This is a genomic window from Streptomyces sp. NPDC027672 (assembly GCF_055566335.1).
Genome location: NZ_JBVHSO010000011.1, coordinates 95,237 through 109,749 on the forward strand (window position 1 = coordinate 95,237; position 14,513 = coordinate 109,749).

Below are 14,513 nucleotides of genomic sequence, written 5' to 3' on the forward strand. Positions count from 1 at the left end.
CTCCCGGGGGAGTCGGACAGGTCGTCCGTCAGTCGCCGCCGGCGGCCGGTGGGTTGCCGGGTGTCCCGCCCGGTCCCGGTTTCCGGAAGGCGCGCACGCTGAAGCGCGGGTCGGCGCGGGGGCGGTCCTGGTCGGGGAGCCGGGCCAGGCGCGCGGCGAACTCCTCGGTGCGCGGCTCGCCGGGCGGCAGCAGGGTGAACCAGCCCCGGCGCAGGTCGGCGATGGTGCTCCGGGGGCTGCGGCCCTGCCCGGGGCTGCGGAAGGAGCCCGCGCCTGCGGGTTGCAGCCCGTGCCGGGCCGCGTGGGCGGCGACGGTGCCGGCGGCGTCGGCCGGGGGCCGGTACGGACGGCCGGCGAGGACGGCGTCTATGTCGCTGCCGACGTTGTGCGCGGCGGCCTTGTCGACGGTGGTGACGTACACCCCGCCGGGGCGCAGCACCCGGGCGCACTCGGCGACGACCGCGTCCAGGTCCCCGGGATCGAACAGCAGGTGCAGCAGCCAGATGGTGGTGACCGCGTCGAACGTGCCGTCCGGGAAGGGCAGTCGGCGGCTGTCGGCCCGGACGATCGCGCCGGGCAGCCGCGCCGCCGCCCGGCCGGCCATGGCCGGGGTGAGGTCGGCGCCGGTCACCCGCAGCCCGGGGCGCGCGGCGGCGAGCCGCCGGGTGACGATCCCGGTGCCGCAGGCGACGTCGAGGAGGCGGCCCGGCCCGGGCGGGACCAGTCCGAGGACGGCCCGTGCGGCGGCTTCGGCGCGGGCCTCGCCCCCGCGGGAGGCGTCGTACCTCCCGGCTTCCTGCTCGTAGTCCAGCACACCGCTCAGTGTGCCCCGTGGCTCGGCGCGATGTCCTCCACTTCGCGGGCGAGGGCGAAGTCCTTCGCGGTGAGGGCGCCGCCCGCGCTGTGGGTGTGCACGCCGAGTGAGACGCTCCGGTAGCCGAGGGTCAGTTCGGAGTGGTGGTCCAGCGCGTCCTGGACGGCGGCGATGTGCATCACCAGCGCGGCGGCGGCGACGTGCGAGCCGAGCCGGTAGGTCCGGCTGAGCCGGCCGTCCCGCACCGACCAGCCGGGCAGCCCGGCCAGCCCGTCCTCGATCTCCTGCTGCGACAGCGGTCCGACGGCCATGGCGTTGGGCTCCCTTCGCTACGGGTCCCGTGCGGGGCGAGGCGGGCACGGGCGGATACGGACTCACCCTGCCACGCCCCCACCGGACACGCCGGACCGACGCGGACCGGCGCACCGGGTGTTCCGGCCGGCGGCTCGTCGGGGGGTGGTGGGGCTCGGTTAGGGTCGGGCGTATGTCCCTTGCCGTCTTTCCTCCCGTCGGCACCGCCTCCGCCGCCGGGCGCGGGGTCGGGCCGTTGCTGCGTGCCTGGCGTGAGCGGCGCCGGATCTCCCAGTTGGAGCTGGCCCTGCGCGCCGGCTCCTCCGCGCGGCACATCAGCTTCGTCGAGACCGGGCGGTCCCGGCCCAGCGAGGAACTGGTGCTGCGGCTCGCCGAGCGGCTGGACGTGCCGGTGCGCGAGCGCAACGCCCTGCTGCTGGCCGCCGGTTACGCGCCGCGCTATCCGGAGACCCCGCTGGACGACCCGGCACTGGACGCGCTGCGCGACGGGCTGGAGCGGCTGCTGCGGGGCTACGAGCCGTATCCGGCGCTGGTGGTCGACGCCGGTTACACGGTCGTCGCCGCCAACCGGGGCATCGCCCTGCTGCTGGAGGGCGTCCCGGCAAAGCTGCTCGGCCCGGCGCCGAACGCGATGCGGCTGACGCTGCACCCGGAGGGGCTGGCACCGCGCATCCGCAATCTGCGGGAGTGGCGCGGCCATCTGCTGGCCCAGATGGAGCGGGAGATCGCCCTGCACCGCTCGGACCGGCTGCGCGCCCTGTACGAGGAGGTGGCGGCCTACCCGGTGCCCGAGGAGCCGCCCGCCGCCGAACCGGCCGCTCCCGTGCCGTACTTCGCGCTGCCGCTGCGGATCGAGCACGCCGGGCGGACCCTGTCGTTCGTGTCCTCGATCTCCACCTTCAACACGCCGATGGACGTCACGGTCGCGGAACTCGCCGTCGAGACCTTCCTGCCGGCCGATCCGGCGACCGCGAAGTACCTGCACACGCTGGCCGGTTGAGCCCGTCCGGCGATCAGTTGCCTCGGGCACATGTGCGAGACGGCCCGCGCGTGACAGACTGCTGCCCGCGTACGTCGGCGCGTAGGGGAGGGCGTGGCGGTGAGTGAGCGGCGGGCTGCGCCCACCGTGGGCCAGGTGGTGCTCGGCAAGCGGTTGCAGGAGCTGCGGGAGGCCGCGGGGCTCGGCCGCGAGGAGGCCGCCCGGGTCCTCAGGGTGGCGTCGGCAACCGTACGGCGGATGGAGATGGCCGAGGTCGCGCTGAAGATCCCCTACGTGCAGGTGCTGCTGAACGCCTACGGGGTGGCCGGTGAGGAGGCCGACGCCTTCGTGCGGCTGGCCGAGGAGGCGAACCAGCCGGGGTGGTGGCAGCGGTTCCACGACGTGCTGCCGGACTGGTTCAGCCTGTACGTCAGCCTGGAGGGCGCGGCCCGGATCATCCGCTCCTACGAACCGCACTTCGTGCCCGGCCTGCTCCAGACCGAGGAGTACGCGCGCGCGGTGATGGAGGCGGGCACCGTCGGGCAGTCCTCGCCCCAGGCGGTGGACCGGCATGTGTCGCTGCGTATGGAACGGCAGCGGCTGCTGGAGCGGGAGGACCCGCCCCACCTGTGGGTGATCATGGACGAGACCGTGCTCAGGCGCCCGGTGAGCACCCGGCCGCGGGTGCTCAGGGACCAGGTGGACCGGCTGCTGGAGTACGCCGAGCGGGACCGGGTGACGCTCCAGATAGCCGAGTTCGCGGCGGGCCCGCACCCGGGGACGTACGCGCCGTTCACGCTGTTCCGGTTCGCCGAGCCGGAGCTGCCGGACATGGTGTTCACCGAGTACCTGACCGGCGCGCTCTACCTGGACTCGCGCCGGGAGGTCGCCGCGCACCTGGAGGTGCTGGACCACATGACGGCCCGCGCCGCGTCCGCCCGGCGCACCCTGAGGCTGCTGCGGGAGCACCGCGCCCGCCTGTGAGCACCGGCCCCGGCGTGACCCGTACGGGTCTGCGGACAGGTGGGTTGCCGGGGCCGCCCCTAGGTTCGGAGTACGGGGTGAACCTAGGGAGCGCACGTGACCGACACGCAGACACCGCCGCGCGAGCCCGGCGCGGCGCTGCTGGCCGCCGGCCGTTTCTTCCGGCCCGGCACGCCCGCGCCCGACCTGCACAGCGTGACCCTGACCGGCGGCCGGCAGGCGGACGCCTTCTACCGCGACCGGTGGAGCCACGACAAGGTGGTGCACTCCACCCACGGGGTGAACTGCACCGGATCGTGCCGGTGGAAGGTGTACGTCAAGGACGGGATCATCACCTGGGAGACCCAGGAGACGGACTACCCGTCGGTGGGCCCGGACCGCCCCGAGTACGAGCCGCGCGGCTGCCCGCGCGGCGCCGCGTTCTCCTGGTACACCTACTCCCCCACCCGGGTGCGCTACCCGTACGTCAGGGGCGTGCTGCTGGAGATGTACCGGGAGGCCAAGGGCCGGCTGAAGGACCCGGTGCTGGCCTGGGCGGACATCCAGGGCGACCCGGAGCGGCGCCGCCGCTACCAGCGGGCGCGCGGCAAGGGCGGTCTGGTGCGGGCCCGCTGGGAGGAGGCGGTGGAGATCGTCGCCGCCGCGCAGGTGCACACCATCAAGGCTTACGGCCCGGACCGGATCGCCGGGTTCTCCCCGATCCCGGCGATGTCGATGGTGTCGCACGCGGCCGGCGCCCGCTACCACTCGCTGATCGGCGCGGCCATGCTGTCGTTCTACGACTGGTACGCCGACCTCCCGGTGGCCTCGCCGCAGGTCTTCGGCGACCAGACCGACGTGCCGGAGTCGGGCGACTGGTGGGACGCCGCCTATCTGGTGATGTGGGGCTCCAACGTGCCGGTGACCCGGACCCCGGACGCCCACTGGATGGCGGAGGCGCGCTACCGCGGCCAGAAGGTCGTGGTGGTCGCGCCCGACTACGCCGACAACGCCAAGTTCGCCGACGAGTGGCTGCACCCGCACCCGGGCACGGACGGCGCGCTGGCCATGGCGATGGGCCATGTGATCCTCAAGGAGTGCTACGTCGACCGGGAGACGCCGTTCTTCACGGACTACGTCCGCAAGTTCACCGACCTGCCGTTCCTGGTGACGCTCACCGAGCGGGACGGGGCGTGGGTGCCGGCGAAGTTCCTGCGCGCCGCCGACGTCGGCCAGGACGGCGAGGGCGCGCAGTGGAAGACGGTCGTGCTGGACGGGGCGACCGGCCGCGCGGTGGTGCCGAACGGCTCGCTGGGCTTTCGCTGGACCGCGTCGGGCGAGGGCCGCTGGAACCTGGAACTCGGTGACGTGGAGCCCCTGTTGAGCCTGTACGGCAGGGAGGTCGCGGTCCCGCTGGAGGTGCTGCTGCCCCGGTTCGACACCGAGGGCGGACCGCACGGGCAGGGGCGCGGCGAGGTGCTGCGGCGCGGGGTGCCGGTGACCCGGCTGGGCGGTCCGGACGGCCCGCTGGTGACCACGGTGTTCGATCTGCTGCTGGCCCAGTACGGGGTGGCGCGGCCCGGTCTGCCGGGCGACTGGCCGGACTCCTACGACGATCCGCGCACGCCGGCCACGCCCGCCTGGCAGGAGGCGCACACCTCGGTGCCGGCCGCGCGGTGCGTGAAGATCGCCCGGGAGTTCGCGCGGACCGCCGAGCGGTCCCGGGGCCGCTGCATGATCCTGATGGGCGCCGGCACCAACCACTGGTTCCACTCGGAGACCATCTACCGCGCCTTCCTGGCCCTGCTCCAGCTCACCGGCTGCCAGGGCCGCAACGGCGGCGGCTGGGCGCACTACGTCGGCCAGGAGAAGTGCCGTCCGGTGACCGGCTGGGCGACGCTGGCCGCCGCCTCCGACTGGGCCCGCCCGCCCCGGCAGATGATCGGCACCGCGTACTGGTACCTGCACACCGACCAGTGGCGCTACGACCGGTTCGGCGCCGATGTGCTGGCCTCGCCGCTCGGCGAGGGCCGGTTCGCCGGGATGACCGCGGCCGACTGCCTGGCCCTGTCGGCCCGGGCCGGCTGGATGCCGTCGTACCCCACCTTCGACCGCAATCCGCTGGAGCTGGGCGAGGAGCCCGGCGACCCGGTGGCGCGGGCGGTGGCCGGACTGCGCGCCGGCACCCTGCGGTTCGCCTGCGAGGACCCGGACGCGCCGGGTAACTGGCCGCGCGTGCTCACCCTGTGGCGGGCCAACCTGCTGGGCTCCTCGGCCAAGGGCGCCGAGTACTTCGCCCGGCACCTGCTGGGCACCCACTCCTCGCTGCGCGCCGAGGAGGCCGCGCCGGACGAGCGGCCCCGGGACGTGACCTGGCGGGAGCGGGCCCCGGAGGGCAAGCTGGACCTGCTGCTGTCGCTGGACTTCCGGCACACCTCCTCCACCCTGCTGTCGGACGTGGTGCTGCCGGCGGCCACCTGGTACGAGAAGCACGATCTGTCCTCCACCGACATGCACCCCTATGTGCACGCGTTCACCCCGGCCGTCGACCCGCCCTGGCAGGCCCGCACCGACTTCGACACCTTCAAGGCGCTCGCGGAGAAGCTGAGCGAACTCGCCGTGGACCACCTGGGCGTGCGCCGGGACCTGGTGGCGAGCCCGCTCCAGCACGACACCCCGGGCGAGACCGCCCAGCCGGGCGGGACCGTCCGGGACTGGCGGCGCGACGAGTGCGCGCCCGAGCCCGGCCGGACGATGCCGCACCTGGCCGTCGTGGAACGCGACTACACCGCGGTCGGCGCGAAGTTCGCCGCGCTCGGCCCGCTCGTGGAGGAACGGGGCCTGCCCGCCAAGGGCATCACCCTGCGGCCGGACGAGGAGGTCGCGCACCTGCTGCGGCGGAACGGCGCGGTGCGCGGCGGCCCGGCGGACGGGCGCCCGGCGCTGGACACGGCGGTGAAGGCGGCCGACACCATCCTCGCCCTGTCCGGCACCACCAACGGCCGCCTGGCCACCCAGGGTTTCCGCACCCTTCAGCGGCGCACCGGGCGGGAGATGGCCCACCTGGCCGCCGAGCACGAGGGCAAGCGGGTCACGTACGCCGACACCCAGGCGGCGCCCGTGCCGGTGATCACCTCACCGGAGTGGTCGGGCAGCGAGGCCGGCGGCCGGCGCTACACCGCCTTCACGCTCAACACCGAGCACGGCAAGCCTTGGCACACCCTCACCGGCCGCCAGCACTTCTTCCTGGACCACGACTGGATCCACGAACTCGGCGAGGCCCTGCCGGTCTACCGACCGCCGCTGGACATGCACCGGCTGTTCGGCGAACCGGTCCTCGGCGCGGACGGACAGCGCCAGGTGACGGTCCGATACCTCACCCCGCACAACAAGTGGTCGATCCACTCCGAGTACCAGGACAACCTGTTCATGCTGGCCCTGTCCCGGGGCGGGCAGACCATCTGGATGTCCCCGGGGGACGCCGACGCGATCGGGGTGCGGGACAACGACTGGGTCGAGGCGGTCAACCGCAACGGCGTGGTGGTGGCCCGCGCGATCGTCTCGCACCGCATGCCGGAGGGCACCGTCTACATGCACCACGCGCAGGAACGCACGGTGAGCGTGCCGAGGACGGAGACCACCGGGATGCGCGGCGGCATCCACAACTCCCTCACCCGGCTGCTCCTCAAACCGTCCCATCTCATCGGCGGCTACGCCCAGTTGAGCTGGGCGTTCAACTACCTGGGCCCGACGGGCAACCAGCGCGACGAGGTCACCGTCATCCGCCGCCGCGCCCAGGAGGTGGAGTACTGATGCGCCCCATGGCCCAGATCGCGATGGTGATGAACCTCGACAAGTGCATCGGCTGCCACACCTGTTCGGTCACCTGCAAACAGGCGTGGACCAACCGGCGCGGCATGGAGTACGTCTGGTTCAACAACGTGGAGACCCGCCCCGGGCAGGGCTATCCGCGCCGCTACGAGGACCAGGAGAAGTGGCGCGGCGGCTGGGAGCTGAACCGGCGCGGCGCGCTGACACTCAAGGCGGGCGGCCGGCTGCGCAAGCTGGCCGGGATCTTCTCCAACCTCCGGCTGCCGGAGATCAAGGACTACTACGAGCCCTGGACGTACGAGTACCGGAACCTCACCGACGCCCCGCTCGGCGACGACTACCCGGTGGCCCGGCCGGTGTCGGCGATCACCGGCAAGCCGATGAAGATCGAGTGGTCGTCGAACTGGGACGACAACCTGGGCGGCGCCCCGGCCTACGGCGGCCTGGACCCGATGGTGGAACGGACCCGGCAACAGGCGTCCGAAAAGGTGCGGTTCGCCTTCGAGGAGACGTTCATGTTCTATCTGCCGCGGATCTGCGAGCACTGCCTGAACCCGTCCTGCGTGGCCTCCTGTCCGTCCGGGGCGATGTACAAGCGGGCCGAGGACGGCATCGTCCTGGTCGACCAGGACGGGTGCCGGGGCTGGCGGATGTGCGTGACCGGATGCCCGTACAAGAAGGTGTACTTCAACCACGCCACCGGCAAGGCCGAGAAGTGCACCCTGTGCTACCCGCGGATCGAGGTCGGCCTGCCGACGGTCTGCTCGGAGACCTGCGTGGGCCGGCTGCGCTACCTCGGCGTCCTGCTCTACGACGCCGACAAGGTGACGGCCGCGGCCCGCGTACCGGACGAGAAGGACCTGTACGAGGCACAGTTGGGCGTCTTCCTCGACCCGGACGACCCCGAGGTGCTGCGGGCCTGCGAGGAGGCGGGCATCCCGCGCGACTGGACCGAGGCCGCCCGCCGCTCCCCCGTGCACGCGCTGATCAGCCGCTACCGGGTGGCGCTGCCGCTGCATCCGGAGTACCGGACGCTGCCGATGGTCTGGTACATCCCGCCGCTGTCGCCGGTGGTGGACGCGCTGGCCGAGACCGGGCACGACGGGGAGGACGCGGGCAACCTGTTCGGCGCGATCGACACCCTGCGCGTGCCGCTGGAGTACCTGGCGGAGCTGTTCACGGCGGGCGACACCGCTCCGGTGCGCACGGCGCTGGAGCGGCTCGCCGCGATGCGGTCCCACATGCGGGCGATCAACCTCGGCGAGGAACCGGACCCGCGGGCCGCCGCGGCGGCCGGTCTGGGCCCGGAGGAGATCGAGGCCATGTACCGGCTGCTGGCGATCGCCAAGTACGAGGAGCGCTACGTCATCCCGACCGCGGCCGTCGGTGACGCCCGCCGGCTGGAGGAGTCCGCGGTGCCCGGGGAGTGCAGCCTCGACGTCGCCGGCGGGCCCGGCATGGGCGGCGACGGACCGTTCGGCCGGGACTCCGGCCGCCGCAGGCTGCCGCTGGTGTCCGTGGAGAACTTCCATCTGCTGCGCCGGCGGCAGACGTCCGACGACGCCAAGGAGGCCTGATGCCCTCGGACGCGGTGTTCTACCAGGCGGCGGCCCTCTGTCTGACCTACCCGGACGAGGACTTCACCGCCCGGCTGCCGCTGCTGCGCGAGGCCGCCCCGCGGCTGCGCGCGTTCACCGATTACGCGGCCGTCACCCCGCCCGGGGACCTCGCCGCGCACTATGTGCAGGTCTTCGACCTGAAGAACCGGCACAGCCTGTACCTGAGCTGGTGGCACGACGGCGACACCCGGCGCCGCGGGATGTCCCTGGTCCGCTTCAAGGAGGTCTACCGCCGGCACGGCCTGGAGTTCAGCGGCGAGGAGCTGCCGGACTTCCTGCCGGCGGTGCTGGAGTTCACCGCGCGGACCGGCGACACCAGCCTGCTGACCGGACACCGCGAGGCGCTGGCGGAGCTGCGGGCGCGGCTGACCGCCTGCGGCACCCCGTACGCGGGCGTCCTGGACGCGGTGTGCGCCACCCTGCCCGCCGCACCCTCCGGAGCGCGCCGATGACCGTCCTCCTCTGGGGCGCCCTGCCCTACACCGCCTTCGCCCTGCTGGCCGCCGGCCTGGTCTGGCGCTACCGCTACGACAAGTACGGCTGGACCACCCGCTCCTCGCAGGTGTACGAGTCACCGCTGCTGAACATCGCCTCCCCGGTCTTCCACTACGGCATCCTGTTCGTGCTCGTCGGGCACCTGGTCGGGCTGTTCGTGCCGGCGTCCTGGACGGACGCGGCCGGCGTGCACGAGCGCGCCTACCACCTGTTCTCGCTGTACGGCGGGACGGCGGCCGGGGTGCTCACGGTCGCCGGCATCCTGCTGCTGGTGTACCGCCGCCGCACCCGCGCCCCCGTCTTCCGCGCCACCACGGCCAACGACAAGGCGATGTACCTGCTGCTGTGCGGCGCGACCGTGCTCGGCATGGCCGCCAAGCTGTCGCACACCACCGGCGCGGGCTACGACTACCGGACCACGATCGCGCCCTGGGCGCGCAGCCTGTTCACGCTCCGGCCGCGGATCACGCTGATGGAGGGCGTGCCGGTGCTGTACCAGGTGCACGCGGTGGCCGGGATGGTGCTGATCGCGTTCGTGCCGTACAGCCGGCTGGTGCACATGTTCAGCGCGCCGGTGCAGTACCTCTTCCGCCCGTACGTCGTCTACCGGACCCGGGACCCGCGTCAGCTCGGCCCGCGCGCGGACCGGCGGGGCTGGGAACGGCTGGGCGGCTGAGCGGCCGGGAACGGCGCGGGTGCCGTGCCCCGGAGAGCGGGGCACGGCACCCAAGAACGTCCGGGCGTCAGGCCAGCTCGGCCGTCAGGGTGATCTTCGTACCGCTCAGCGCCTGGCTGACCGGGCAGTTCTTCTTGGCGTCCTCGGCGGCCGAGGCGAAGCCCTCCGCGTCCAGACCGGGCACCTCACCGCGCACGGTGAGGTGGATGCCGGTGATGCCCTCGCCCGGCTGGAAGGTGACGTCGGCCTTGGTCTCCAGCCGGGTGGGCGGGGTGCCGGCGCCGGCCAGGCCGTGCGAGAGGGCCATGGAGAAGCAGCTGGAGTGGGCGGCGGCGATCAGCTCCTCGGGGCTGGTCTTGCCGTTCGCCTGCTCGGCGCGCGAGGGCCACGACACCGGCTGCTGGCCGATGCCGGAGGAGTCGAAGGTGACGACTCCGTTGCCTTCGAGCAGGTTGCCTTCCCAGACGGTGTGCGCGGTGCGCGTGGTTGCCACGATGCTTCCTTTCGCGAGTGTCGCGGTGCCGGGGTTCCCGGTCTCCCTATCCGATCACATCCGGGCCCCCGGCACCGCGCGGACCGCCCCACCCGGTGTGAACGGCGGATGTCCCTCAGGCGGCCTGTTCCTCCTCCGCCGCGGCGGCGACCGGCACCTGGGGGCCGCTCAGTTCGCCCAGCCAGCGGCGCAGGACGGCGTGCACCTGCTCCGCGCCGGCCGGCTCCCGCCCGTCCGCGGCCGGCGCCGACAGGTCCGCCGGGGCGAGCAGGAACGGGCGTGACTGGGCGCCGCCGAGCCCGCCGTGGGAGCCGATCTGCTCCTCGAAGGCGAGGACTTCGCCGTCGGCGGGTTCGTAGGCGGAGTTCACCATGATGTCCGCGGTGTGCGGGAAGGCGTGGGTGCGGCGGACGGCGTCGGCGGCGCCGGGGCCGAAGCGGGCCAGCGGGCCGGGCTCGTCGTCGAGCGCGGCCAGCGGGATCTCGGCGCCGTGGGCACCGAGCACCACGCCGTCGTGCTGCTCGCTGCGCACCAGCAGGAAGCCGATGCCGGGGTGGTTGGCGAGGGTGGTGAGCAGCGCGGGGTGGCGGGCGTCGATCTCCTCCTTGGACATGCGGTGCGGCACGTCCGGGAAGGAGACCAGGCCGAGGTTGCCGGAGGCCAGCACGACCGGCTCCCGGGAGGGCGCGGGCTCCCGGCGCCCGCTCTTCTCCTCCACGGGCCGGCGCAGGGCGGCCCGGACGGCGGCGCGGGCCTCGGCGCCGCTGCGGGTGCGGCCCGCCTTGCGCGGCACGGGCAGCCCGCAGCCGGCCCGGACCAGATCGCCGAGGGTGAGGCCGTAGCGGGCGCGGAACGTCTCCCCCGGGCTCTGGCCGTGATCGGACAGGACGACGATCCGGTAGGGGCGCGGGGCGTGCTCGGCGACGCGTTCCAGCAGGGCCAGGCAGCGGTCGAGGCGTTCGAGGACCTTCTCGGCGTCGCGGCTGTGCGGCCCGGAGTGGTGGGCGACCTCGTCGTAGGCGACCAGGTCGGCGTAGACGACGGTGCGGCCGGCGAGCATGTCGCCCATGACCGCGGCGACGACGACGTCCCGCTCGACGACGGTGGCGAAGGCGCGGACGAGCGGGTAGAGCCCGCCGCGGCCGACCCGCGGGCGCCGGCCCCGCAGCCGGGCGCGGGTGGACTGGCCGATCTCGCGGGCCACCTCGGCGACGAAGGACAGGGCGGTGCGGACGGCGTTGGCGGGGTCGCTGAAGTAGGCGAAGTAGCCGGCGCGGGACCGGTTGCCCCGGCCGCGGCGGCGGGTCGCTATGGACAGCACGAGGGCCTGTTCGCCGGCGCCGCCGCCGAACAGGTTGCCGCGGCTGGCGCCGTCGACGGCGAGCAGCCCGCCGTCACCGGTCCGCAGGACGGCACGGCGCTGGAGTTCGGCCGCGCTCGTCGGCCGGTTGCAGACCATCACCTCGCCGCGGTCCTTCTCGTACCAGCGGAAGGCCGGCACGTCGAAGGTGCTGCCGTGCAGGATGCCGAGCTGGCTGGCGCCGGTCTGGCTGGACCAGTCGGTGCGCCAGGGGGTGAGCCGGTGGGGGGGCCGGCCGGGGCCGGTCACGGGGTGCGGGCCGCCGTTCGGGGCGCGCGTGCCCCCGCCCGGCGGCCGGGTGTCGCCGGCCGCCGGGGACAGCCAGCGGGCCACCGTCGGCATCAGGCCCTTGCGGACCGCGTCCGTGAGGACGTCGTGGCCCACGCCGTCGAGCTGGACGCAGACCAGGCCGGGCGCGGTGGGGCAGGGCGGCTGTGCCCGGCGGCCGCGGGTGGCGAGGCGGTGCAGCCGGCGGCGGTACGCCTCGTCGTCGCGCACGGCGAGGGCCGCGCCGGTCGCGGAGGCGACCGCGGACATCACGGCGGCCACGATGACGGCGGTCTCGGGGGCCGCCTCGCCACGGCCGTAGGGGTTGGCCCGCAGGGCGAGCAGCAGCAGCGAACCGTTGAGAAAGAAGACCAGCAGGCCGAGGATCAGCGCGGGCACGAGCAGCAGCAGACGCACCAGGAGCGGCCAGACCACGGCCGACAGGACGCCGAAGGCACCGGCGCCGCAGACGGCGGTGGCCGCGATGCGCGTGGCGCTGTCACCGTCGGCGGACTGGAGCCGGAAGTCGGGCAGGAGCCCGGCGAGGACCAGCATGGTGACCGTGGAGACCGCCCACACGGCGACGCTCCGTCCGACCTGACTGGCGATCCGCCGCCACCGCACGCCTCGCACGCCCCGTACACCTCACGTCCCGGCCCTCCCCCGCCCTCCGGGCCGGGAGGGACCCGCCTCTCGCTCCACCGGGCCGGTCGGCCCCGGCCCCACCCTGTCACACGGGACACGGCGGGCCGGACGGGCGGCCGGGCGGGCCCGCGTCACCCGCCGTCGTAGCCCGCCGTCGGCATGGACAGGCGGCGGTGCACCCGCGCCTTCATCTGCGCGTCGTACGACGGCTCGGCGCGCCCGACCGTCTCCACGCGCACGCCCCGGCGCGCGCACTCGGCGGTGAACTCCTCCACCGACGACAGCGCCCGGCGCAGCACCCGCAGGCTGGGCGCGACGAACACGTCCGCGCCGGGCCGCACTCCCTCCCATAACGCGCAGTGGTCGACGCGCAGTCCGCCGAGGAGGAGTTCCCGCGCGACGACGTAGCCGCGCTCGGCGGCCCACCGGGCGCACATGGCGTGCTGGCTGCGCGAGTCCACCAGGAAGGGGTCGGCCTCCAGTTCCTCCAGAGGTGTCAGGCTCGCGATGGCGGTGACCCGCACCGGCGTGAGCACGCCGGAAACACCCCGTAGCTGTCTCATGGCACTCCCCTCACCTCCGGTTTTCGCCGCCGACCCTACTCCTGCCCGTAGGCTTCGGGGAGTCGCGTGAAGGAGGCGGAGAAGGTGCCGGTGGAGATCACCTGGTGGGGTCACGCCACCTGTGTGGTGGAGGATGCGAACGTCCGGGTGCTCACCGACCCCCTGTTCGCCCGCCGGCTGGCGCATCTGCGCCGCCGCCGGGGTGCCGTGCCGCCCGCCGCGGACCGGCGCGCGGACGTGGTGCTCGTCTCCCACCTGCACGCCGACCATCTGCATCTGCCCTCGCTGGCCTCGCTCCGTCCGGGCGCGCGCCTGCTCGTGCCCCGGGGCGCACCACGGGCGGTACCCGGACTGCGCCGGCTCGGGCAGTTGCGCATCACCGAAGTGGCGCCCGGGGACGAGGTGCGGATCGGCGAGGTGCTGGTCCGGGTGGTGCCGGCGCTGCACGACGGGCGGCGGCTGCCGGTGGGCCCGCACCGCTCGCCCGCGCTGGGCTACGTCGTGGAGGGCGAGGCGCGGACCTACTTCGCCGGGGACACCGGCCTGTTCGACGGGATGGCGGAGCAGGTCGGGCCGGTGGACGTGGCGCTGCTGCCGGTGGGCGGCTGGGGGCCGTACCTCGGCGAGGGGCACCTGGACGCGGGCCGGGCCGCGCGGGCGCTGGCCCGGCTGGCGCCGCGGGCCGCGGTGCCGGTGCACTACGGGACGTACTGGCCGCTCGGCATGGACGCGGTGCGCCCGCACGAGTTCCACGCGCCGGGCGACGAGTTCGTGCGGCTGGCCGCGGCGGCCGCGCCGGAGGTGGCGGTGCACAGGCTGGGGCACGGGCAGAGCGTGCGGCTGGAGGTCGCGCGGTGACGTGGTTCGCCGACGCGGCCGGCACCCTGACGCCTGAGGCCGCGCACCAGGCGGCCGGCTACCCGTCGTTGTTCCTGCTGGTGCTGATCGGGGCGCTGGTGCCGGTGGTGCCGACGGGCGCGCTGGTGAGTTCGGCGGCGGTGGTGGCCTTCCACCGGTCGGCGCCGTTCGCGCTGCTCTGGGTGTTCCTGGCCGCGTCGCTGGCCGCGTTCCTCGGGGACGCGGCGCTGTACTGGCTGGGGCGGCGCGGGATGCGGTCGAAGAACGGGTCGCGGTGGCTGGAGGCGATCCGGGCGCGGGCACCGGAGGACCGGCTCGCGCAGGCGCGGGCGAAGCTGGCCGCGCACGGGACGGCCGTGCTGGTGCTGTCCCGGCTGGTGCCGGCCGGGCGGATACCCGTGATGCTGGCGTGTCTGATGGCCCAGTGGCCGCCGCGCCGGTTCGCGCGCGGGAACCTGCCCGCGTGTCTGGCCTGGACGGCCACCTACCAGGTGATCGGTGTGCTGGGCGGCTCGTTGTTCAAGGAGCCGTGGGAGGGGGTCGTGGTGGCGGTGGTGCTGACCGTCGTCGTCAGCGTGGCGCCCGGGCTGTGGCGGCGGGTCCGGGCCGCCGGCTGAACCGGGACCGGGAGGGCTCCC

Annotated in this window: 13 protein-coding genes; 8 read left to right on the forward strand and 5 right to left on the reverse strand. The window is 74.3% G+C overall.

Annotated features, from left to right (window positions below):
* Positions 1-28 precede the first annotated feature (28 nt).
* Positions 29-814 (reverse strand): class I SAM-dependent methyltransferase, encoded by a 786-nt coding sequence (locus ACZ4SV_RS25740; RefSeq protein ID WP_365875404.1) that lies wholly within the window; start codon positions 812-814, stop codon positions 29-31.
* Between the two features lie 5 nt (positions 815-819).
* Positions 820-1,125 carry a 4a-hydroxytetrahydrobiopterin dehydratase gene (locus ACZ4SV_RS25745; protein WP_365875402.1) on the reverse strand — a complete coding sequence of 102 codons (306 nt, stop codon included), beginning with the start codon at positions 1,123-1,125 and terminating at the stop codon, positions 820-822.
* A 173-nt stretch (positions 1,126-1,298) separates the two neighbouring features.
* Between ACZ4SV_RS25745 and ACZ4SV_RS25750 the strand changes: the two genes are divergently transcribed.
* The 6 genes from ACZ4SV_RS25750 to narI all read left to right on the forward strand — a co-directional run bounded on the left by ACZ4SV_RS25750 (position 1,299) and on the right by narI (position 9,689).
* A complete protein-coding gene (locus ACZ4SV_RS25750) occupies positions 1,299-2,126 on the forward strand; it encodes a helix-turn-helix domain-containing protein (protein ID WP_468006757.1) in 828 nt (275 codons plus the stop codon).
* A 99-nt stretch (positions 2,127-2,225) separates the two neighbouring features.
* Entirely contained in the window at positions 2,226-3,089 is an 864-nt protein-coding gene (locus tag ACZ4SV_RS25755) for a helix-turn-helix domain-containing protein (protein ID WP_365875398.1), read from the forward strand.
* 96 nt (positions 3,090-3,185) lie between these two features.
* Positions 3,186-6,881, forward strand: coding sequence for a nitrate reductase subunit alpha (locus ACZ4SV_RS25760; RefSeq protein ID WP_468006759.1), 3,696 nt, complete (start codon positions 3,186-3,188; stop codon positions 6,879-6,881).
* Positions 6,881-8,476 carry a nitrate reductase subunit beta gene (gene narH, locus ACZ4SV_RS25765; protein WP_468006761.1) on the forward strand — a complete coding sequence of 532 codons (1,596 nt, stop codon included), beginning with the start codon at positions 6,881-6,883 and terminating at the stop codon, positions 8,474-8,476. Before ACZ4SV_RS25760 ends, narH begins: the two co-directional genes overlap by 1 nt.
* On the forward strand, positions 8,476-8,970 hold the full coding sequence (gene narJ, locus ACZ4SV_RS25770) for a nitrate reductase molybdenum cofactor assembly chaperone (protein WP_365875392.1): 495 nt from the start codon (positions 8,476-8,478) through the stop codon (positions 8,968-8,970). Before narH ends, narJ begins: the two co-directional genes overlap by 1 nt.
* The gene (gene narI, locus ACZ4SV_RS25775; protein ID WP_365875390.1) at positions 8,967-9,689 is read left to right on the forward strand and encodes a respiratory nitrate reductase subunit gamma; all 723 of its coding nucleotides are present in this window, start codon (positions 8,967-8,969) and stop codon (positions 9,687-9,689) included. Before narJ ends, narI begins: the two co-directional genes overlap by 4 nt.
* Before the next feature lie 67 nt (positions 9,690-9,756).
* Here narI and ACZ4SV_RS25780 read toward each other — a convergent pair whose 3' ends face one another.
* From ACZ4SV_RS25780 to ACZ4SV_RS25790, 3 genes are all read right to left on the reverse strand, one after another.
* Positions 9,757-10,182, reverse strand: coding sequence for an OsmC family protein (locus ACZ4SV_RS25780; protein ID WP_365875388.1), 426 nt, complete (start codon positions 10,180-10,182; stop codon positions 9,757-9,759).
* A 115-nt stretch (positions 10,183-10,297) separates the two neighbouring features.
* The gene (locus tag ACZ4SV_RS25785; protein WP_468006764.1) at positions 10,298-12,442 is read right to left on the reverse strand and encodes a phage holin family protein; all 2,145 of its coding nucleotides are present in this window, start codon (positions 12,440-12,442) and stop codon (positions 10,298-10,300) included.
* 143 nt (positions 12,443-12,585) lie between these two features.
* Complete coding sequence (locus ACZ4SV_RS25790; RefSeq protein ID WP_365875384.1) at positions 12,586-13,017, reverse strand: hypothetical protein; 432 nt, start codon at positions 13,015-13,017, stop codon at positions 12,586-12,588.
* An 84-nt stretch (positions 13,018-13,101) separates the two neighbouring features.
* Here ACZ4SV_RS25790 and ACZ4SV_RS25795 point away from each other — a divergent pair, with 84 nt between their 5' ends.
* Together ACZ4SV_RS25795 and ACZ4SV_RS25800 are read left to right on the forward strand one after the other, a co-directional pair.
* Positions 13,102-13,875, forward strand: a complete 774-nt coding sequence (locus ACZ4SV_RS25795) for an MBL fold metallo-hydrolase (RefSeq protein WP_468007024.1) — start codon at positions 13,102-13,104, stop codon at positions 13,873-13,875.
* A complete protein-coding gene (locus ACZ4SV_RS25800; protein WP_468006766.1) occupies positions 13,872-14,492 on the forward strand; it encodes a DedA family protein in 621 nt (206 codons plus the stop codon). Before ACZ4SV_RS25795 ends, ACZ4SV_RS25800 begins: the two co-directional genes overlap by 4 nt.
* Positions 14,493-14,513 lie beyond the last annotated feature (21 nt).

What these genes read in the sequence shown, in the direction of transcription:
- ACZ4SV_RS25745 (WP_365875402.1), bottom strand. Translation starts at nt 1,125, where the DNA reads ATGGCCGTCGGACCGCTGTCGCAGCAGGAGATCGAGGACGGGCTGGCC.
- narJ (WP_365875392.1), top strand. Translation starts at nt 8,476, where the DNA reads ATGCCCTCGGACGCGGTGTTCTACCAGGCGGCGGCCCTCTGTCTGACC.
- narH (WP_468006761.1), top strand. Translation starts at nt 6,881, where the DNA reads ATGCGCCCCATGGCCCAGATCGCGATGGTGATGAACCTCGACAAGTGC.
- ACZ4SV_RS25750 (WP_468006757.1), top strand. Translation starts at nt 1,299, where the DNA reads ATGTCCCTTGCCGTCTTTCCTCCCGTCGGCACCGCCTCCGCCGCCGGG.
- narI (WP_365875390.1), top strand. Translation starts at nt 8,967, where the DNA reads ATGACCGTCCTCCTCTGGGGCGCCCTGCCCTACACCGCCTTCGCCCTG.
- ACZ4SV_RS25790 (WP_365875384.1), bottom strand. Translation starts at nt 13,017, where the DNA reads ATGAGACAGCTACGGGGTGTTTCCGGCGTGCTCACGCCGGTGCGGGTC.